The 17,130-nt window shown below is 66.9% G+C and carries 21 protein-coding genes and 1 other RNA gene; 7 read left to right on the forward strand and 15 right to left on the reverse strand.

Features of this window, described 5'->3' with window-relative positions; all coding sequences use genetic code 11:
* The first annotated feature begins 106 nt into the window (after positions 1–106).
* Positions 107–1,000, forward strand: coding sequence for a polyphosphate kinase 2 (gene ppk2, locus KBY77_RS02880; RefSeq protein WP_255111863.1), 894 nt, complete (start codon positions 107–109; stop codon positions 998–1,000).
* 35 nt (positions 1,001–1,035) lie between these two features.
* The gene (locus KBY77_RS02885; RefSeq protein WP_255102108.1) at positions 1,036–1,398 is read left to right on the forward strand and encodes a hypothetical protein; all 363 of its coding nucleotides are present in this window, start codon (positions 1,036–1,038) and stop codon (positions 1,396–1,398) included.
* A 177-nt stretch (positions 1,399–1,575) separates the two neighbouring features.
* On the opposite strand, the gene KBY77_RS02890 is transcribed toward KBY77_RS02885, so the two are convergent.
* A complete protein-coding gene (locus tag KBY77_RS02890) occupies positions 1,576–1,998 on the reverse strand; it encodes a hypothetical protein (RefSeq protein ID WP_255102109.1) in 423 nt (140 codons plus the stop codon).
* Between the two features lie 85 nt (positions 1,999–2,083).
* Between KBY77_RS02890 and KBY77_RS02895 the strand changes: the two genes are divergently transcribed.
* Complete coding sequence (locus KBY77_RS02895; RefSeq protein ID WP_255102110.1) at positions 2,084–2,488, forward strand: hypothetical protein; 405 nt, start codon at positions 2,084–2,086, stop codon at positions 2,486–2,488.
* On the opposite strand, the gene KBY77_RS02900 is transcribed toward KBY77_RS02895, so the two are convergent.
* From KBY77_RS02900 to KBY77_RS02910, 3 genes are all read right to left on the reverse strand, one after another.
* Complete coding sequence (locus KBY77_RS02900; RefSeq protein WP_255102111.1) at positions 2,436–2,645, reverse strand: hypothetical protein; 210 nt, start codon at positions 2,643–2,645, stop codon at positions 2,436–2,438. The genes KBY77_RS02895 and KBY77_RS02900 overlap by 53 nt on opposite strands.
* 107 nt (positions 2,646–2,752) lie before the next feature.
* Positions 2,753–3,004 (reverse strand): DUF6737 family protein, encoded by a 252-nt coding sequence (locus KBY77_RS02905; protein ID WP_255102112.1) that lies wholly within the window; start codon positions 3,002–3,004, stop codon positions 2,753–2,755.
* Between the two features lie 13 nt (positions 3,005–3,017).
* Positions 3,018–3,260: a hypothetical protein gene (locus tag KBY77_RS02910; protein WP_094554397.1), complete on the reverse strand. Its 243-nt coding sequence runs from the start codon at positions 3,258–3,260 to the stop codon at positions 3,018–3,020.
* A 103-nt stretch (positions 3,261–3,363) separates the two neighbouring features.
* Here KBY77_RS02910 and KBY77_RS02915 point away from each other — a divergent pair, with 103 nt between their 5' ends.
* Both KBY77_RS02915 and KBY77_RS02920 read left to right on the forward strand, forming a co-directional pair.
* Positions 3,364–4,575: a glycosyltransferase gene (locus KBY77_RS02915; protein ID WP_255102113.1), complete on the forward strand. Its 1,212-nt coding sequence runs from the start codon at positions 3,364–3,366 to the stop codon at positions 4,573–4,575.
* Between the two features lie 134 nt (positions 4,576–4,709).
* Positions 4,710–5,378 (forward strand): sugar transferase, encoded by a 669-nt coding sequence (locus KBY77_RS02920; RefSeq protein ID WP_255102440.1) that lies wholly within the window; start codon positions 4,710–4,712, stop codon positions 5,376–5,378.
* 10 nt (positions 5,379–5,388) lie between these two features.
* Here KBY77_RS02920 and cbiB read toward each other — a convergent pair whose 3' ends face one another.
* From cbiB to KBY77_RS02950, 6 genes are all read right to left on the reverse strand, one after another.
* Positions 5,389–6,483: an adenosylcobinamide-phosphate synthase CbiB gene (gene cbiB, locus KBY77_RS02925; protein WP_255102114.1), complete on the reverse strand. Its 1,095-nt coding sequence runs from the start codon at positions 6,481–6,483 to the stop codon at positions 5,389–5,391.
* Positions 6,480–7,583 (reverse strand): hypothetical protein, encoded by a 1,104-nt coding sequence (locus KBY77_RS02930; RefSeq protein ID WP_255102115.1) that lies wholly within the window; start codon positions 7,581–7,583, stop codon positions 6,480–6,482. Before KBY77_RS02930 ends, cbiB begins: the two co-directional genes overlap by 4 nt.
* Before the next feature lie 26 nt (positions 7,584–7,609).
* Entirely contained in the window at positions 7,610–8,605 is a 996-nt protein-coding gene (ilvC, locus tag KBY77_RS02935; RefSeq protein ID WP_255102116.1) for a ketol-acid reductoisomerase, read from the reverse strand.
* A 50-nt stretch (positions 8,606–8,655) separates the two neighbouring features.
* Complete coding sequence (locus tag KBY77_RS02940) at positions 8,656–9,258, reverse strand: ATP-dependent Clp protease proteolytic subunit (RefSeq protein WP_255102117.1); 603 nt, start codon at positions 9,256–9,258, stop codon at positions 8,656–8,658.
* Between the two features lie 83 nt (positions 9,259–9,341).
* Positions 9,342–10,016, reverse strand: a complete 675-nt coding sequence (locus KBY77_RS02945) for an ATP-dependent Clp protease proteolytic subunit (protein WP_255102118.1) — start codon at positions 10,014–10,016, stop codon at positions 9,342–9,344.
* Between the two features lie 32 nt (positions 10,017–10,048).
* Positions 10,049–11,161 carry a PIN/TRAM domain-containing protein gene (locus KBY77_RS02950; protein WP_198949625.1) on the reverse strand — a complete coding sequence of 371 codons (1,113 nt, stop codon included), beginning with the start codon at positions 11,159–11,161 and terminating at the stop codon, positions 10,049–10,051.
* Positions 11,162–11,302: 141 nt separating this feature from the next.
* Here KBY77_RS02950 and hemW point away from each other — a divergent pair, with 141 nt between their 5' ends.
* Positions 11,303–12,523, forward strand: coding sequence for a radical SAM family heme chaperone HemW (hemW, locus tag KBY77_RS02955; RefSeq protein WP_255102119.1), 1,221 nt, complete (start codon positions 11,303–11,305; stop codon positions 12,521–12,523).
* Here hemW and panB read toward each other — a convergent pair.
* The gene (gene panB, locus KBY77_RS02960; RefSeq protein ID WP_399212111.1) at positions 12,426–13,280 is read right to left on the reverse strand and encodes a 3-methyl-2-oxobutanoate hydroxymethyltransferase; all 855 of its coding nucleotides are present in this window, start codon (positions 13,278–13,280) and stop codon (positions 12,426–12,428) included. The genes hemW and panB overlap by 98 nt on opposite strands.
* Positions 13,281–13,308: 28 nt before the next feature.
* On the opposite strand from panB, the gene ffs reads away from it, so the two are divergent.
* An RNA gene (ffs, locus tag KBY77_RS02965) (signal recognition particle sRNA small type) lies at positions 13,309–13,405 on the forward strand.
* A 43-nt stretch (positions 13,406–13,448) separates the two neighbouring features.
* Here ffs and ftsZ read toward each other — a convergent pair.
* The 4 genes from ftsZ to KBY77_RS02985 all read right to left on the reverse strand — a co-directional run bounded on the left by ftsZ (position 13,449) and on the right by KBY77_RS02985 (position 17,125).
* Positions 13,449–14,555: a cell division protein FtsZ gene (ftsZ, locus tag KBY77_RS02970; RefSeq protein WP_255102120.1), complete on the reverse strand. Its 1,107-nt coding sequence runs from the start codon at positions 14,553–14,555 to the stop codon at positions 13,449–13,451.
* Positions 14,556–14,760: 205 nt separating this feature from the next.
* Positions 14,761–15,600 carry an FtsQ-type POTRA domain-containing protein gene (locus KBY77_RS02975; RefSeq protein WP_255102121.1) on the reverse strand — a complete coding sequence of 280 codons (840 nt, stop codon included), beginning with the start codon at positions 15,598–15,600 and terminating at the stop codon, positions 14,761–14,763.
* Complete coding sequence (locus KBY77_RS02980) at positions 15,597–16,007, reverse strand: hypothetical protein (RefSeq protein ID WP_255094342.1); 411 nt, start codon at positions 16,005–16,007, stop codon at positions 15,597–15,599. Before KBY77_RS02980 ends, KBY77_RS02975 begins: the two co-directional genes overlap by 4 nt.
* Positions 16,004–17,125 carry a D-alanine--D-alanine ligase family protein gene (locus KBY77_RS02985; protein WP_255102122.1) on the reverse strand — a complete coding sequence of 374 codons (1,122 nt, stop codon included), beginning with the start codon at positions 17,123–17,125 and terminating at the stop codon, positions 16,004–16,006. Before KBY77_RS02985 ends, KBY77_RS02980 begins: the two co-directional genes overlap by 4 nt.
* Between the last annotated feature and the right edge of the window lie 5 nt (positions 17,126–17,130).

The raw sequence follows: 17,130 nt of genomic DNA on the forward strand, positions 1-17,130 counted from the left end.
AGACAAGAGCAAGAGTGAGGGTAAAAAGGGCAGCTCCGCCAAGCACGGCTCTGCCAAGACCAAGAGAAAGAAAGGGAGCCATGGAGACTCCGGCCTGGTCCCCGCCATGGTCAGCTCCCATTCCCCATTCACCCCCAACGGTGAGAATGATCGCTACCACCCCTCCCACCTGCTGGGGGAAAGTGAAGACGATCTGGGAGCTCCCCCCGAAGATAAAGCTGTCAAATTAAGCCGCAAATTCTACGAGAAAGAGCTGGAGAAACTCCAGGTTGAGCTGGTGAAGATGCAGTATTGGGTGAAGCACGTTGGCTTTCGCCTGATTATTCTCTTTGAAGGCCGTGATGCCGCCGGCAAGGGTGGAGCGATCAAGCGCATCACCGAACCGCTTAATCCCCGGGGCTGCAATGTGGTCGCCCTGGGTACGCCCTCGGATCAGCAGCGCACCCAGTGGTATTTCCAGCGCTACGTCGAGCACTTCCCGGCAGCCGGAGAGATCGTCATGTTCGATCGCAGCTGGTACAACCGGGCTGGTGTGGAGCGGGTGATGGGCTTCTGCACGGAATCTCAGGTCGAGGAGTTCATGCAATCGGCCCCCCAGTTCGAGCGGATGCTAGTGCGTTCGGGAATTGTTCTGCTCAAATACTGGTTCTCAGTCAGCGATGAGGAGCAGGAAGTCCGTTTCCGCTCCCGGCTGGATGATCCGGCTCGTCGCTGGAAGCTTTCACCGATGGATCTCGAGTCACGTGACCGTTGGGTGGAGTTTTCCAAGGCCAAAGACCAGATGTTCGCGCATACCAATATCCCGGAGGCGCCGTGGTTCACCGTTGAGGCAGATGACAAGCGCCGAGCCCGCCTCAACTGTATTCGCCATCTGCTCTCCAAGATCCCCTACGAGGACATGACCCCTGCACCCATTGAACTGCCTCCGCGCAAGACTGTTGGTGATTACCACCGCCCGCCGATGAACGAGCAGTTCTTCGTTCCCAACGCTTATCACTGAATCCCCAAGCCCTCCCGCCCCATTGCCCCCTGGCCATGATCAGCTCCGACGATGACCCGGCCCCGGGCCCGGACTCCTCCCAGCCCTCCCGGTCCGGCGAAGGATCCGAGGACGCCCTGACCGTTCCCGCCACGGCCCCCTTGCGGGGTCCCGAGGGCAGCCTGCTCTACACGGGCAGCGATGGTCGCCAGTACATCGTCTGCGGGGATCCAGCCCAGGCCCTGGACCAGGAGCTGATGGCCTCCTTTCAGGCGCTGCGTTCGGGAGCCGAGGACCTGGAGGCCCTGATCCGTGGTGCCCAGGACTGGGTGGAGCACGCAAGCGACCAGGGTCTGAGCCCGGAGGTGGCCCGCCGCACACTGCTCTCGCGTCTCAGGCAGGCCCTCGACGATCAATAGGTCGGCTCAGTGGAGCCGCTCGAACCAGAAGCCTGCCAGCTGCCAGCTGCTCAAGAGAAAGATCAGCAGGAACACCCAGTTCAGCCAGGGGGGACGCTGCTTGTTCTCCAAACCCATCGGCCTCTGGCGGCGGCAACGGCCCAAACCTATCGGCTCGTCCGTCATGGGGCACTCGGGTCAATCCCCGGGCTTCTGCGAGGCGCAGGGGACCAACTCCCCGGAGGAGTCGCTCTGACACAGCCCCCAGCGCTGGCCGCTGGCGTCATCCACCCAGCGCAGCACCTGCGGTCCGCCAGGGCTGCCAGGCCCGGCGGGCACGGTGATCACCGCCAGCCTGGCCCCGCCCCTGCGGTAGTCGAAGCGGCAATAGCCCCGCCCCGAGCCGGCGCAGCCACTGAGGCTGGCCAGGGTGCTGCCGGAGCGCTCCTGGTCAAGGGCATCGGCGCTGGCGGCCGGAGCGGGCCGCCAGCCCAGCTGCAGCAACCGCTGGTCGGCCGCGATGATCGGCTCACCCACCCGCAACAGGGATGCCAGGTCCAGGCTGTCGCTCCGGCGCTGCTGGGCCAGGGCCAGTCCGGCGCCGCCGAGCAGGACCAGCAACAGAACGGCCCCCAGGGAGTGGCCGCCCCAGCACCCGATGGGACAGCTGGGGCATTGGGGAAGCGGACCTTTTCGAGCCGTTGCCATGGACATCCCCGCGGTGTATTCCTTCCTGGGTTTTCCCGGCTGGGGACCTGTTCATCTCTATCTCCCCCATCAGGGGGATCCGGCCGGGGCGGCCCTGAGGCTGGGGGCTGCCCTCGAGGCCTGCCAGGCCGATGGGAACGGTCCCGGCGGGCTGGTGGCCGGTTTCCTGCGCTGCCATCTCCAGGCTGAACCCCTGGGATCTCCGGAGTTTCGCCGTGATTGCCGCTACCGCTATCTGATCGTTTACAGGCCTCAGGGGCGCTGGGTGCTGCGGATCACCGCCTGGCGGCATCCGATCGCTGAGCAGGGCTGGCGGCGGCGTTGCGGACCGATCGAGCTGGATGGGTTCCTCAGGCGTTTCCATCCCTGCCGGGGGACGCAGCGGCTGGCTTGGTCCGCCTGAGGTCGTGGAGGCCTTCCAGCTGGTTGTAGACCGCCAGCAGCTGCGTGCGGATGTGATCGGTGTTCTCAAGCTTGGCCAGGTTGGCGAGGACCGCCTCGATCTGGTCCTTGCTGTCAATCAGCAACCGGCATTCACTGGTACCGGGTTCGTAACTCATGGGGACTCGCGGGTGGGAAGGAACGGAATGGCGTACGCCCTCTGCATCGTGCTGGGATAACCATCCAACGGAAAGGCTGGCGCTGCCGCTGTTGGATCGGTTGCATTTCATCCGATGTCATCCGGTCCTGACAGGCTGCTCAGCTGACGGGGCATCAGCACCAGGAACAGCCACCACCACAGCAGCACGCCTGTGGCGATTGGAACGGTAAGCCACCAGCGTCCGAGCCAGAACCAGCTGCCGGTGATCATGAGCACACCGGTGAGCAGGATCGACCATGGCTGGCACCACCAGGGTTTGAGCTGCCAGATCGACACCGCCCCTGGCGCTGGGGCGGTGTTGCCGGGGGCATCGCTCATCGGTTAAGGATCATCAGGAATGGAACAGCAGCACCAGGCCCATGCGCAACTGGTGGAACTCCCGTTCCTCACGGCTGAGATCCAGTCCCACATCTAGCCCTTCCTTGAGGGCGGCCTCGTAAGGGGGGATTGAGGGTGCTGCGCCAGCACGCCAGAGGGCGGCGATTCCCACGGGGGTGGCATGCCAGCTGAAGCATGGGGTGAGCCCGATCGAGGGTTCCTCGAGGGCGTCTTCGAGCAGGTCGCGGATCGGCATGGCTGGCTGAGCTCCGTTCAGCATCCAGATCCAGGCCTGGGCACGCAATCAGCTGAGAGTTTTCGTGATGTGATGGCATGGGCGCGGGCTCTACCCTGCCGCCATGTCAGGACTCCCCAGCCGGATCGCCCTCGTGCATGAGTGGTTCACGCCCCGCTCGGTTGGGGGCTCTGAACTGGTGGTGCAGCAGATCGATCGGCTGCTTGGTGCGGGTCGCCCCGCCGCCAGCCTCTTTGCCCTTGTGGATGGGGAAAGTGACCGGCCGGGAAGCTGGCTGCAGGGTCGGCGCATCCAGACCAGCTTCATCCAGCGCCTGCCCTGGGGGGTGAGCCATGTGCAGCACTACCTGCCTCTGCTTCCCCTGGCCATCGAGCAGCTGGATCTGGCCGGTTATCCCCTGGTGCTCAGCAGTAATCACCTGGTGGCCAAGGGGGTGCTCACCGGCCCGGACCAGCTCCACATCAGCTATGTGCACACACCGGTCCGCTACGCCTGGGACCAGATGCATGCATACCTTGCCGGTTCCGCCATCGCCCGCGGACCCCTGGGACCGTGGGTCCGCTGGCAGCTGCATCAGCTGCGTCAGTGGGATGTGAGCAGCAGTGCCCGGGTCGACCATCTGCTGGCCAACTCCAGCTTCACGGCGCGGCGGATCTGGCGCTGCTGGCGCCGTTCCAGCCAGGTGCTGCATCCGCCGGTGGAGGTGGACCGCTTCCGCCCGGACCTGCCCAGGGACGACTTCTACCTCTCCCTCTGCCGCCTGGTGCCATACAAGCGGGTGGATCTGGTGATCGAGGCCTGCAACCGCCTGGGGCTTCCCCTGCTGGTGGTTGGTGACGGTCCGGAGCGCAGCCGCCTGCAGGCCCTGGCCGGCCCCACCGTGACCCTGCTGGGGTCATGCTCTGCCGAGCGGGTGACGGATCTGATGGGGCGCTGCAGGGCCTATCTCTACGCCGGTCTGGAGGATTTCGGCATCGCCCCGGTGGAGGCCATGGCCGCCGGGGCTCCTGTGATCGGCCTCGGTCAGGGGGGGCTGCTCGACACGGTCCGCTGCCTGGCTTCAGGGACCCCCCATCCCACCGGCCTGCTGTTCGAGCAGCAGAGCGCCGCAGCCCTGGTCCAGGCCCTGGAGTATTTCGAGCAGGGACAGTTGTGGCACCGCCTGCCGGCGGAGCGCCAGCGCCAGTGGGCCGAGCGCTTTTCGCCGGAACGGTTCCGCCAGAGGCTGCAGGTGGTTCTGGAGCGTCGCTGGCAGGGGCATCAGCGGCGTCTGCAGCGCTGTGCCTCTGGGGTGAGTGACCGCGAAAGCTGGTGAGTGAACCAAACGATTTTTAGTATTCCGACACCTCGGGGGCGTTGATGTCCGGAACGTCACTCAGCGCTTACCAAGCCGCCGGCCCCGTTGCCCGGCCCCTGCACCTGGTTCCCCTGCCCGCGGTCGCTGATTCGATGACCACCGCGGTGCCCACGGCCGAGCAGTTGATCCGGGCGCAGTCGAAGCGCTCCCGCGTGCTCAAGCGCAGTGGCGACATTGTCTTCTCCCTGGCGGTTCTGGCCCTGGGCAGTCCCCTGCTGCTGCTGCTGGCGGTACTGGTGAAGCTCAGCTCGCCCGGGCCGGTGTTCTATGTGCAGCGCCGGATCGGCCGCGGTTACAAGGGTTTCGGCTGCATCAAGTTCCGCACGATGCGCAAGGACGCCGACCGCATCCTCAAGACCCTGCTGGAGCAGTCGCCGGAACTCAAGGCGGAGTTCAAAAAAGACTTCAAGCTCAAGGCCGACCCACGCATCACCCCAATCGGGGGCTTCCTGCGCCGCTCCAGTCTCGATGAGCTGCCCCAGTTCATCAATGTGCTCAGGGGCCAGATGAGCGTGGTCGGGCCGCGGCCGATCGTCTGGGATGAACTGGAGCGCTACGGCCGCCAGATGGATGAGGTGCTGGCGGTCCGTCCTGGACTCACCGGTCTCTGGCAGGTGTCGGGGCGCAACAACCTCAGCTACAAGGCCCGGGTCCAGCTTGATGTCAGCTATGCCCGCCGCCGCACTGTCCAGCTGGATCTGGCGATCATTCTGCGCACGGTGGGGGTGATCCTCTACCCGCGTGATCGCGGCGCCTACTGAGCCCCTCGCCTCAGTAAGCCAGCCCGCGCAGCTGGCTCAGCCAGAGCAGCATGGGCAGGCTCAGGGCCAGCCAGAGGCACTCCAGGCGGGCGCTCAGCGTCAGGATCAGGGCCACGGCAGTGGCATCGGCTGCGGGATAACCCCGGCCGAGGATCGGTTTGGCCCTGGCCACGCCTCCGTAGTGGTTCAAGCCCCCCAGCTGAACCCGGCCCGCCAGGGCAAAGGCCGCCATTGACACCCCGGCGTTGGGAGAGGGATCGGCCCGCCCCTGGCGCAGCGCTTCCCGCCCAAGCTCAAGGCCTCGCCAGAGCCGGCCCGCGACGGCTGGCAGCGTGAACGCCACCAGCCGGGCGGGCATCCATGTGAGCAGGTCATCAAGGCGGGCGCCGGCGGTACCCAGCCAGAGCAGGCGGCCGCGGCGGTAGCCGAGCATGGAATCGAGCGTGCTGGCGGCCTTGTACATCCAGGCCAGGCTCAGGGGGCCAGGAGCCCCATCAGCAACCCCCAGCGCCGCCCAGATCCCAGCGCCCACCAGCATCCAGAACAGCGGGCCAAAGAGGCCATCGACAGCATTTTCCGCGGCAGTCTCTGCTGCCCCTCGCATCAGTTCCGCCCGGCTGAGCTCGTCCACATCCCGGCCCACGATCCAGGCCAGGCGCCGGCGCGCCTCCCCCAACTCACCATCCTCCCCGGCATCCGGTGGCTGCGGGCCGCTGACCGCTTCCAGCACCGCGCGAACGGCCTTCTCCAGGCTGCCGGCGGCCAGGGCGCTGGCCAGGGCCACCACCAGTCCGGGCAACCCGAGCCAGACCACTGGGGCCGGCAGGGGCAGGAGTGAACTTGAGCCAAGTGCCAGTTGCTCAATGATCCAGCCGGCCAGGCCGCTGAAGCCCACCACCAGGGTTGTGAGGCCCAGTCCCACCAGCCGGAGCCGGCGGGGGTGATCTCCGGCCCAGCGTTCCCCGGCCGCGCGCAGCAACTGGATCGCCCAACCCATCGCCTGCACCGGATGGGGCCAGCTGATCGGATCCCCCACCAGCCGATCCAGGCCGGCGGCCAGCAGCACCAGGAGCCAGAGCTGGAACGCTCCTGCCGGTGAGATCACGGCCGCGGCGGCAGCACCAGGGCCGCGCCGATGAAGAGGCCAAGCTGAAGGGGGAGGGCAACGGGCAGGCCGAGCAGCTGGGCCACCAGCCCCATGGCCAGGCTGCCGATCAGGCCGCCGATAGCCCCCGATCGCGCCAGGGTCTGCCAGCTCAGGGGCTCATCGCCCAGGTGAGTCAGACCCCTGACCTGATCCAGGTCGCTGGCCTGGGCAAGGCCGCCCATCGGCAGAAACAGCAGCAGCGATCCCCAGCCGGGCAGCCAGCGGGTCGCACCCAGCAGCAGGGCCATGACCAGATAGCGGAAGGCCCCCTCGCGGCGCGGCCCCACCAGCTGCCGGGCCATCGGCCACCAAGCCAGACCCCAGTCCCCGCCAAGGCAGCGCCCCAGTCCATAGGCGGCCAGCACCAAGCCGAAATCCAGACAGGTGCCGGCTTCCACCTGGCGCACCCACAGAGGCAGCAGCCCGAAGAGACCGCCGAACAGCACACCCTGCATGGCGCAGCGCCAGCTGAACGCCGCAGGCGCAGGCGGGGCTCCTGCGCCTGCTCCCTGGCGGCGATACTCCCCCCGGGCCTGGCGCGCCAGAGGTAGCGCTGGCAGGAGCAGCACCAGGGCCTGGCTGAACTGGAGCAGGGCGCGGCCGATCGGAAACAGCAGCGCCGTGAGTCCATGGCCAAGCAGGGCACCTAATTCGCCGACACGCCGCAGCTGTCCCATCGGCAGCTGGTGCACTGCCAGCAGGGTCCGCTGCACGGGCAGGACCGCCATCTGGGTGCCCACCGCGACGGCCAGCACCGAGGCCATGGCCAGCAGCACGGGGATCGAGAGTTCGGTCGCTGGGGCGCCCACGGCCAGGCTGGTGCCCACCCCCAGTCCCAGCAGCACAAGCACCGCCAGCAGTTGCAGCATCACCCCGGCCTGGGGACGGTGGATCAGGGGAAGCAGCGCCGGCAGGGTGACCAGGGCCGGCAGCATGCTGTTCACCAGGGGTGAAGGGCTCAGGCCACTCACCATCCAGGCGGCGGCGGCCAGGGTGAGGCTGGTGCTGGCCTGGGCACTGCCCCAGGCCAGCACAGGCAAGTTAAGCCTGGGGGCCACGTTTACGCCGTAGGGATGATCCCGCTTCAGGAGGCCTTGAGCCAGCTGAACATGGAACGCAGGCCCACGCCCACCTGCTCGACCGGATGGGCCGCGTCGCGATCGCGAGCCTTGATCATCTCAGGCTTGCCGGCCTCGCATTCGGCCACGAAGTTGCGGGCGAAGGTGCCGTCCTGGATGTCGGAAAGGATGCGCTTCATCTCCGCCTTGGTGTCGGCGGTGATCAGGCGTGGACCGCTCACGTAATCGCCGTACTCGGCGGTATTGGAGATTGAATCGCGCATGGCGGTGAGGCCGCCCTTCACCATCAAATCAACAATAAGTTTCACTTCGTGCAGGCACTCGAAATAGGCGAGTTCGGGCTGATAGCCCGCATCCACCAGGGTTTCGAAGCCGGCCTTCACCAGCTCACTGAGGCCGCCGCAGAGTACGGCCTGCTCGCCGAAGAGGTCTGTTTCGGTCTCTTCCTTGAAATTGGTCTCGAGGATGCCGGCACGGGTGCCTCCGATCGCCTTGGCGTAGGCCATAGCCAGGGCGCGGGCGTTGCCGCTGGCGTCCTGGTGGATGGCGAAGAGTGCAGGCACACCCTGGCCGTTCTGGTATTCCCAGCGCACTGTGTGGCCGGGCCCCTTGGGGGCGATCATCACCACATCCACATCCGCGGGTGGTTGGATCAGCCCAAAGCGGATATTGAAGCCATGGGCAAAGCTCAGCACTTTGCCGGGCTTGAGATGTGGTGCGATTTCGGCGTCGTAGACGGCCTTCTGGGTTTCATCGGGCAGCAGCACCATGATCCAGTCGGCGCGCTCGGCGGCCTCGGCCACGCTCAGCACCTCAAGGCCATCGGCCCTGGCCTTCTCCGCCGAGCGGCTGCCTTCGTAGAGGCCAACCACCACGTTCACGCCGCTGTCCTTGAGGTTGAGGGCGTGGGCATGGCCCTGGGAGCCGTAGCCGATGATGGCCACCGTCTTGCCGTCGAGCAGGCTCAGATCAGCGTCTGAGTCGTAGAAGAGCTGGGCCATCCGGCGAATCGGGCAGGGCAAACAGCGACTTTACGGTCGCGCCTGACCGCTCAGGCTTCGCCGGGGTGGGAGATCACCCGGTCGATCAGGCCGTAGTCCTTGGCCTCCGCTGCGCTGAGGAAGTAATCGCGGTCGGTGTCCTTGGTCACCTTCTCGAGGCTCTGACCACACATGTCGGCCAGGCTCTGGTTGAGCATGTCCTTGATGCGCAGGATCTCGCGGGCCTCGATCTCGATGTCACTGGCCTGTCGCTGGCTGGTGCCACCCAGGGGTTGGTGGATCATGATCCGCGCATGCGGCAGGGCCAGGCGCTTGCCTTTGGTGCCCGCCGCCAGCAGGAACGCACCCATGCTGGCCGCAAGCCCCACACAGATGGTGATCACATCCGACTTGACGTACTGGATCGTGTCGTAGATCGCCAGCCCGGCCGTGACCGACCCCCCAGGCGAATTGATGTACAGATAGATCGGCTTGCTGCTGTCGTCGGAATCGAGGTACAGCATCTGAGCGACGAGGCTGTTGGCGATGCTGTCGTTCACCTCCGATCCGAGGAAGAGGATGCGCTCAACGCCCAGACGGGTGTAGATGTCGACCCAGCGCTCGTACTGGCTGCCGGGCAGGCGATAGGGAACGCTGGGGGTGCCGATGGGCATGGCGGTGGGTGTGGAACGGGGTGTTGACGCAATGAAAGAGGAGTCGCGAGCTGGCTTGGATCAGCAAGCTCAGCGGGCCAGGTTCAGACCGAGCCGGCCACGGGGACCGGCAGGGACTTCTGACTGGTGAGGATCCGGTCGATCAGTCCGTAATCGAGGGCTTCGCTGGGCGTGAGGTAAGTCATGCGGTCGGAATCCTTCGAGAGCTGCTCCACACTGCGGCCGGTGTTGTCGGAGAGCATCTCCAGCATGACGCGCTTGTTGTGCAGGACTTCCTGGGCGCGAATCTGAATGTCGCTGGCCTGGCCGCGGGCGCCGGAGCGGGGCTGGTGCAGCACGATCGAGGCGTGGGGCAGGGCGGCCCGATGGCCCTTGGCACCCGCCGAGAGGATCATCGCGGCCGTCCCCATGGCCTGGCCGATGCAGATGGTGTGCACCGGCGGCTTCACGTATCGGATCGTGTCGCAGATGGCGAAGGCCTCGGTTTCGAAGCCGATGGCATCGCCCGAGTACCAGCTGGTGCCGGTGGAGTTGATGTAAAAGAAGATCGGCTTCTCGGGATTGTCGAATTCGAGATAGAGGAGCTGGGCAATGATCAGCTCAGTCACATCGATGCCCATCTGACGCTTGGCGTCGTCGTCGGAGAAGAGGGGCAGACCGAGGTACACGATCCGCTCCTTCAGCATCAGCGACGGCAGATCGGGCGGCGGTGTGCGCATCACGGCGGAATCGCCGTAGTAAGGGGCCGACACCGACATCTGGAAACGCTCTACAGGGCCTGAATGGGAGCCTAGCGGGGGCCAGCCGGCTGCTGGACCTGGGCGGGCTGTTTCGGTCCCTCCTGGTCGCAGCGGGCGAAGACCATGCGCCCAGCCGGGGTCTGCAGGGCGCCGGTCACGGTCACGGGCAGGCGCTGGCCGATGCGGGCCCGAGCGGATTCCACCACCACCATCGTGCCGTCCTCCAGGTACCCAACTCCCTGGTTGGCCTCCTTGCCCTCGCGAACGATCTTGAGCTGCAGGGCATCACCGGGCTGCACCTCGGGCCGCAGGGCGATCACCAGGGCGCTCAGATTCATCACCTTGAGGGCCTGCACCTCAGCCACCTTGGCCAGGTTGTAGTCGGCTGTGAGCAGGGTGCCGCCGGTGTCGGCGGTGAGCTTGAGCAGTTTGTCGTCGGCGCCGTTGCCCTCGTAGCGGGTGCTGTTCACCACCAGGCGGCGGCCATAGGTTTCGCGCAGGGCGGCCAGCAGGTTCAGGCCGCGCCGGCCCTTGCCCCGCTTCTCGGCATTGCCCGAATCGGCCAGCTGCTGCAGCTCATCGATCACGGCCTGGGCAACAATCACCTGACCTTCCAGCAAGCCCGACTCCAGCAGCCCGCGGATTCTTCCGTCGATGATCACGCTGGTGTCGAGAATCTTGGCGGTGGCTGGCTGCAGAACCCCGTCGGCGACCAGCAGCGCCTCGGTGCTGGAAGGGTTGAACAGCCGCAGCAGCGTGCGGCCGTGAACCTCGGCGAGGTTGTAACCCAACACCCCGAAGAACACGTTGCTCAGCACCGCCGCCAGCGGCTTCACGAAAATCACCTCCCAGGGCAGCGGCAGCAGCAGGATCGGTGCCAGCAGCAGGTTGGCCACCAGCAGGCCCAGGATCAGCCCCACCGCACGGCTCACCAGCAGGTCGGTGGGCATCGAACGCACCTGTCGCATCAGGCGCCGCCGCAGCAGCTGAAAGAAGAATCCGGCCAGCAGCCCGAAGAAGGCCCCGAAGCCGCCCAGCACCCAGCGCAGGCCCTCGAGGTTGGTCACCTCGATCAGCAGGTTCTCCGGCAGCAGATCCACCCCCAGCCAGCCGGTGGCTGCGCCGGAGATCAGGAACAGCAGCAGGATGATCGGGTCCACCATGAATGGGTTGTGGGCTGCCTAGAACCGGGAACTCGCAGCATGGCTGATCCCACTCCATCTGGCCGGGAAAGGTATCCGTACATTTGCCTACGGACATGTGGCGAAACCTGAAGGCGGCCGCGCCCAAGTCCACGCCAGCCCGTGACTGCACCCCGCGCCGCCTACCTCCACATCCCCTTCTGCCATCGCCGGTGCTTCTACTGCGACTTTGCGGTGGTGCCACTGGGAGACCATGCCGACGGGGCCAATTCCGGCTCGATCGCCGCCTATCTGCCCCTGCTGCAGGCCGAGATCGCCGCCAGCCCGAACCCTGCCCCGCTCTCCACCGTCTACATCGGCGGCGGCACCCCCTCGCTGCTCACTCCCAGGCAGATGGAGGCGGTTCTGGATGGCCTGCGGCAGCGATTCGGCTTCGCCCCCGGGGCTGAGATCACCCTGGAGATGGATCCGGCCAGCTTCGATCGTCCGCGGCTGGAGGGGATGCTGGCTCTGGGCATCAATCGGGTTAGCCTGGGGGGACAGAGCTTCGATGACGGGGTGCTGGAGCGGCTGGGCCGCCGCCATCGCCGCCAGGACCTGCTCCAGGCCGCCGGCTGGCTGCGCCAGGCCCTGGCCGCTGGTGATCTGGCCAGCTGGAGTCTGGATCTGATCCAGGGGCTTCCCGAGCAGGATCTGTCCCACTGGCGGCAGCAGCTGCGGCAGGCCCTGGAACTGGAGCCGCCCCATCTCTCCGTCTACGACCTGATCGTGGAACCCGGCACCGTGTTTGAGCGCCTGCAGCAGCGCGGGCAGCTGCCCCTGCCGGATCCGGATCTGGGGGCCGACCTGATGGACCTCACCGGGGAGCAGCTACGCAGCGCCGGCTACGGCCGCTACGAGATTTCCAACTACGCCCTGCCCGGGCACGCCTCCCGACACAACCGCGTCTACTGGAGTGGGGCCGGTTGGTGGGGTTTCGGCCTGGGGGCCACGTCGGCTCCTTACGGACAGCGCCTGGCCAGGCCCCGCACCCGGGAGGCCTATGCCGCCTGGCTGCAGACCAGAGCGGCCAGCCCGCCGGCAGGGCGGCCGCCGTTCGATGAATGGCTGATGGTGGGTCTGCGCCGGCGCGAAGGGGTGAACCTGGAGCGTCTCGCCCGGGCCGCGGGTCTGAACATGGCTGACTGCACGTCGTTGCATGGCTGGATGGCCCCCTGGCGCGAGCGGGGCCTGCTGCTGGTGGAGGGCCGGCGCTGGCGGCTGGCGGATCCCCAGGGGCTGGCTCTCAGCAATGCGGTGCTGAGGGAGTTGCTGGCCTGGTGGGGCGCCCATCAACCTCAAGAGGCGCCTCTGGCGCAGTCGCCGATTGCAGCCAGCCCCTGAGGGCATCCACGCATAGTTCGCGGCCCGCCAGCAGCGGCGCGCTGAAGGGAGGTTGGCTCGGGGTCAGGCCCAGCAGGTCCGCCGTGACCCGGACCTGGCCATCGCAGTCGTCGCCGGCGCCGATCCCGATCACCGGAATGGCCAGCTGCCGGCGCAGGCTGCCGGCCAGATCCGCCGGCACGTGTTCAAGCACCAGGGCGAAGCAGCCGGCGGCCTCCAGATCCAGCGCCTGGCGCCGCAGGCGCTCCTGGCTGATTGGGTCCCTGGCCTGGCGCCGGTAGCCCAGCCGGTGCACCGACTGCGGGGTCAGGCCGAGGTGGCCCATCACCGGGATCCCGCTGCGCACCAGCCGGTCGATCACGGCCACGGTTTCCGGCTCACCGCCCTCCAGCTTCACGGCGGCCGCCGCGCTTTCCTTGAGCACCCGCCCAGCGGCCGCCACCGCCTGATCAGTGCCGCACTGGTAGCTGAGGAAGGGAAGATCGCAGATCAGCAGCGGTTGCTGGCCCCGGGGCCGCCGCAGACCCCTGGCCACGGCCTGGGTGTGGCCGATCATCTCCGCCAGGGTCACCGGCAGGGTTGTGGCATGGCCGAGCACCACCATCGCCAGGGAGTCGCCCACCAGCACCACCTCGGCACCGGCCTCCTCCACCAGCGCCCCCGAGAGGGCATCCCAGGCGGTGAGCATCAGGATCGGCCTCCCCGCCTGTTTGCGGGCCACCAGATCACCGGGTCTCAGGGGCACGGGCAGAAGCATCTCGGGCCTCCATTGCTACCATTGACTCGACTCGGACCCACGCGGCCCGGACGCCCAAATCTGGTCAGGACCGGAAGGTAGCAGCCACACGGGATGCTCCAGGCAGGCGTGGACTCCGGGTCACCCTCTTCAAGAACGGGAGCCCTCAGGCCTGGCCGAGCTGACGGATCAGGGGTTGGTGGAACGGCTCTGGCGGTTGAGCAGGAAGGGAGGAATCTTGGCGCCGCGCTGGTCGGCTTCGGCTTCGGTGTGGGTGAGCTCGGGGCTGGCGGCAAATTTCTCGCGGGGGCGCTCGATGCGGTATGTGCTGCCCGCCTCGAAGCCTGTGGCGATCACGGTCACGTGGATCTCGCCTTCGAGCTTCTCATCCACAACGGCGCCCACAATGATGTTGGCGTCGGGGTCGACCACGTCGTAGATCACCTCGGAGGCGGTGGTCATGTCCTCGAGGGTCATGTCCTTGCCGCCGCTGATATTGATCACGCAGCCCTTGGCCCCGTCGATCCTGGCGGCTTCCAGGAGAGGGCTGCTGATGGCGGCCTGGGCGGCTTCCACGGCCCGAGAGCGGCCCGAGCCCACGCCGATGCCCAGCAGGGCCGTGCCCGCCAGGGTCATGACGGAGCGCACATCGGCAAAGTCGACGTTGACCAGGCCAGGACGGGTGATGATGTCGCTGATCCCCTTGACGCCCTGACGGAGCACGTCGTCGGCGGCGCGGAAGGCCTCCTGGAGGGGAGCGCCGGAGATGGCATCACGCAGGCGGTCGTTGGGGATCACGATCAGGGTGTCGACGTGCTCAGCCAGCCGGGCGATGCCTTCCTCGGCCTGCTTCATGCGCTTGCGTCCCTCAAAGCTGAATGGCTTGGTGACGATGCCCACGGTCAGGGCACCGCATTCCTTGGCCACCTCCGCGAGGATCGGGGCCGCTCCGGTGCCGGTGCCGCCCCCCATGCCGGCGGCGATGAACACCAGGTCGGCCCCTTCGAGGGCTGCCTGGAGGTCGTTGCGGGATTCTTCGGCCGCCTTCTGACCGATCATCGGGTTGCCGCCAGCCCCCAGGCCCCGGGTGAGCTTCTGGCCAAGCTGCACCCGACGCTGGGCGGCCGATTGCAACAGGGCCTGGGCGTCGGTGTTGAGCACCCAGTAACCGACCCCTTCGAGATCCGAGGCGATCATCCGATTGACCGCGTTGCTGCCGCCACCGCCGACGCCGATCACTTCGATCCTGGCGCTCTGGCTGGGAACAATGCCGTTACTGGAGGGCGAGGAGGTCAATGGGGATCCGAGTAAGGCGTCTTGTGGGATGGGGAGGATTCCTGCGGTGAGCTGTACGCCCGGGGAACCGTTGGCACTCATCTCGGGCAGCATTATGTCTGTGGCGGGCTGGAAAATTCCTGTGCGATGCGGCACTTTTGCGTGAAATCGGTTTTCTCGCAATGCTCCGGTGAGGGTTTGCGCTCCGATTGGGAGCTTGTGGCCCCTAGTCCACTCCTTGCCCTGGTCGTTTCGGCTGAGCGGAATCGACAGCCGCAGCTGGCAGCCCCAGTTCGGGTTGGTTCGGGTCGCTCAGATCGATGGAGCGCACCCCCTGGCCCTTGACCCGCTTCGGCAGTTCTCCGGACAAGTAACGCAACACATCCAGCCGGCGGGAGAGGTCGCCGTCAGGGCCACCGAGCTTGACCTCCCCGAGGCTGCCAGTGGTCAGAAAGAGGGTGCCGTCGGGTTCGAATCGGATCGTTTGGAGCGGGCTGCCAAGGTCGTTGCGGCGGTCGATGAGCTGCACGATGGTCGGCTTGAACCGGGCCTGCCATCCCTGCACCCGGATCGCTGTTTCGGGCTGGCTGCCGCTGGATCCGATGGCCTTCTGGCTGCTGCTGATCCAGTTGCCGAGGCGGTCGATGTAGCCCTGCTCGTTCCCCTTGGCTGTCCGCCGCTCCGCCCGCGCCACCACCTGGCGGTCCATCAGCTCGATGCGCAGGCGGGGCGGCAGGATCAGCCGCTGCACCGTCACCTGCTCCACCGGCAGGGCGTCCAGGAGTTCGGAGCGCATTCGCCGGGGGTCGAGGGTCAGCAGGGGCATGGGGAAGCGCAGTTCGGCTGCGGTGATCACCTGTTCACGGCTCACCCGTTCGCTGCCGCTCACCTCCACCTGGGACGGGCCGCTCAGGCTCCAGCCCTGGCGCAGCAGTCCGTAGCCAAGGCCCGCGGCTGCCGCTGAGAAGACCACAAGCCTCCAGAAGTTGCGCAGGCGCTCCTGCCGGCGCTGCAGCCGCAGCTGCCGCCGTCGCTCAACCCCTGGCGCCTGAGGACCGGGACTCACAGCTCACAACGGGATCGGGCCATCAGCTCATCCATCCAGCGCCGGGCCCGCTCGGCATCGGAGAAGGGCAGGTCTTTTTGCTGGCCATCGCCCACCAGCCGAACACGGCAGCTGCCCTGGCTTTCATCGGTGAGGGGAGCATCACCCGAGCCCAGGGACATCAGCTCCAGCAGTTCGAGCTTGCTGATGACGAACGATCCCTGGGGCTTGAGCACCCCGGCCTCAAAGGTGCTCCAGGTCAGGACCCCTTCGGCGAGCCGCGCCGCACCGCAGCCATCGAGTTTCGAGAGTTCCGAGCCGGCCGCCCAGTCGCGGAAGAGTCGTTGACGGCGCCGCTCTAGCCAGCCGAGGGCCGTGAGCAGCACAAAAACCACCAGCAGTGGCAGCCAGAGCAAGCCGTGACTCATTCCGCCGGGTCCTCTCGAGATGATTCACGGTCCCATTCTCCCGCGCTCTCCACCAACTGGTGCACGAGGTCGGCCAGTGGAACCCCGCTGGCGGCCCAAAGCATCGGATACATGCTCTGGCTGGTGAAGCCGGGCATGGTGTTGATCTCGTTCAGCCAGAGTTGCTGCGCCGCTTCGTCGTAGAAGAAATCCACCCGCGCCAGCCCCTCGGCCGCGACGGCGGCACAGGCCTGAAGTGCCATGGCGCGCAGGCTCTCGCTCACGGCCTCGGGCAGCTCGGCGGGGATCACGGTGGAGCTGAGCCCCGCTGTGTATTTCGTCTCGTAGTCGTACCAGTCAGCAGAAAAGCAAATCTCCCCCACCACTGAGGCCTGCAGGCCGCCCCGGCCTCCTGGCCCCTGACCGAGCACGGCGCACTCCAGTTCCCTTGCCGTGACCCCCTGCTCCACCACCAGCCGTGGATCGAGGTCAGCAGCCAGCTCAAGCCCCTGCAGCAGGGAAGAGCGGTCGCTGGCCTTGCTGATGCCCACCGAGGAGCCCATGTTGGCCGGTTTGACGAAGCAGGGGTAGCCCAGATCGCGCTCCAGGCGCTGCAGGAGCCCCTCCGGGTCATGGCGCAGGTCTGCCGCCTGCACGCCCGCGTATGGCACCTGGGGCAGGCCTGCGGCGGCGAAGGCGGCTTTCATGGCCTGTTTGTCCATGCCTAGGGCCGAGCCGAGCACGCCCGAACCCACGAAGGGCACCTGCATCAAGGTGAACAGACCCTGGATGGTGCCGTCCTCGCCGTTGGGCCCGTGCAGCACCGGAAACCACACGTCAACGCCAGTGGCCTGGGGAGGCAGGCCCTTGAAGCCAGTCCCCTCCAGGGGGCGATGAGTGGCGGCGTCGAGCAGCTGCTCATCGGAGGCTGGTTCACCGCTGGAGAGAACGGTCTCGGCCAGCTCGGGCCCCCACCAGCGGCCATGGCGATCGATGTAGAACGGCCGAACCCGATAGCGCAGGAGGTTCTCGTCGTGCCTGAGGCCTGCCACCACGGTGATGGCCGAGCGGATCGAAACGGCGTGCTCATCGGATGCCCCCCCGAACACCAGGCCGACGCAGCGGGGGGAGCTGGGCATGGTGT

Source organism: Synechococcus sp. Cruz-7E5 (assembly GCF_024345995.1).
Classification (GTDB): domain Bacteria; phylum Cyanobacteriota; class Cyanobacteriia; order PCC-6307; family Cyanobiaceae; genus Regnicoccus_A.

What these genes read in the sequence shown, in the direction of transcription:
- ppk2 (WP_255111863.1), top strand. Translation starts at nt 107, where the DNA reads ATGGTCAGCTCCCATTCCCCATTCACCCCCAACGGTGAGAATGATCGC.
- KBY77_RS02885 (WP_255102108.1), top strand. Translation starts at nt 1,036, where the DNA reads ATGATCAGCTCCGACGATGACCCGGCCCCGGGCCCGGACTCCTCCCAG.
- KBY77_RS02895 (WP_255102110.1), top strand. Translation starts at nt 2,084, where the DNA reads ATGGACATCCCCGCGGTGTATTCCTTCCTGGGTTTTCCCGGCTGGGGA.
- KBY77_RS02900 (WP_255102111.1), bottom strand. Translation starts at nt 2,645, where the DNA reads ATGAGTTACGAACCCGGTACCAGTGAATGCCGGTTGCTGATTGACAGC.
- KBY77_RS02905 (WP_255102112.1), bottom strand. Translation starts at nt 3,004, where the DNA reads ATGAGCGATGCCCCCGGCAACACCGCCCCAGCGCCAGGGGCGGTGTCG.
- KBY77_RS02910 (WP_094554397.1), bottom strand. Translation starts at nt 3,260, where the DNA reads ATGCCGATCCGCGACCTGCTCGAAGACGCCCTCGAGGAACCCTCGATC.
- KBY77_RS02915 (WP_255102113.1), top strand. Translation starts at nt 3,364, where the DNA reads ATGTCAGGACTCCCCAGCCGGATCGCCCTCGTGCATGAGTGGTTCACG.
- KBY77_RS02920 (WP_255102440.1), top strand. Translation starts at nt 4,710, where the DNA reads ATGACCACCGCGGTGCCCACGGCCGAGCAGTTGATCCGGGCGCAGTCG.
- ilvC (WP_255102116.1), bottom strand. Translation starts at nt 8,605, where the DNA reads ATGGCCCAGCTCTTCTACGACTCAGACGCTGATCTGAGCCTGCTCGAC.
- KBY77_RS02940 (WP_255102117.1), bottom strand. Translation starts at nt 9,258, where the DNA reads ATGCCCATCGGCACCCCCAGCGTTCCCTATCGCCTGCCCGGCAGCCAG.
- KBY77_RS02945 (WP_255102118.1), bottom strand. Translation starts at nt 10,016, where the DNA reads ATGTCGGTGTCGGCCCCTTACTACGGCGATTCCGCCGTGATGCGCACA.
- KBY77_RS02950 (WP_198949625.1), bottom strand. Translation starts at nt 11,161, where the DNA reads ATGGTGGACCCGATCATCCTGCTGCTGTTCCTGATCTCCGGCGCAGCC.
- panB (WP_399212111.1), bottom strand. Translation starts at nt 13,280, where the DNA reads ATGCTTCTGCCCGTGCCCCTGAGACCCGGTGATCTGGTGGCCCGCAAA.
- KBY77_RS02980 (WP_255094342.1), bottom strand. Translation starts at nt 16,007, where the DNA reads ATGAGTCACGGCTTGCTCTGGCTGCCACTGCTGGTGGTTTTTGTGCTG.
- KBY77_RS02985 (WP_255102122.1), bottom strand. Translation starts at nt 17,125, where the DNA reads ATGCCCAGCTCCCCCCGCTGCGTCGGCCTGGTGTTCGGGGGGGCATCC.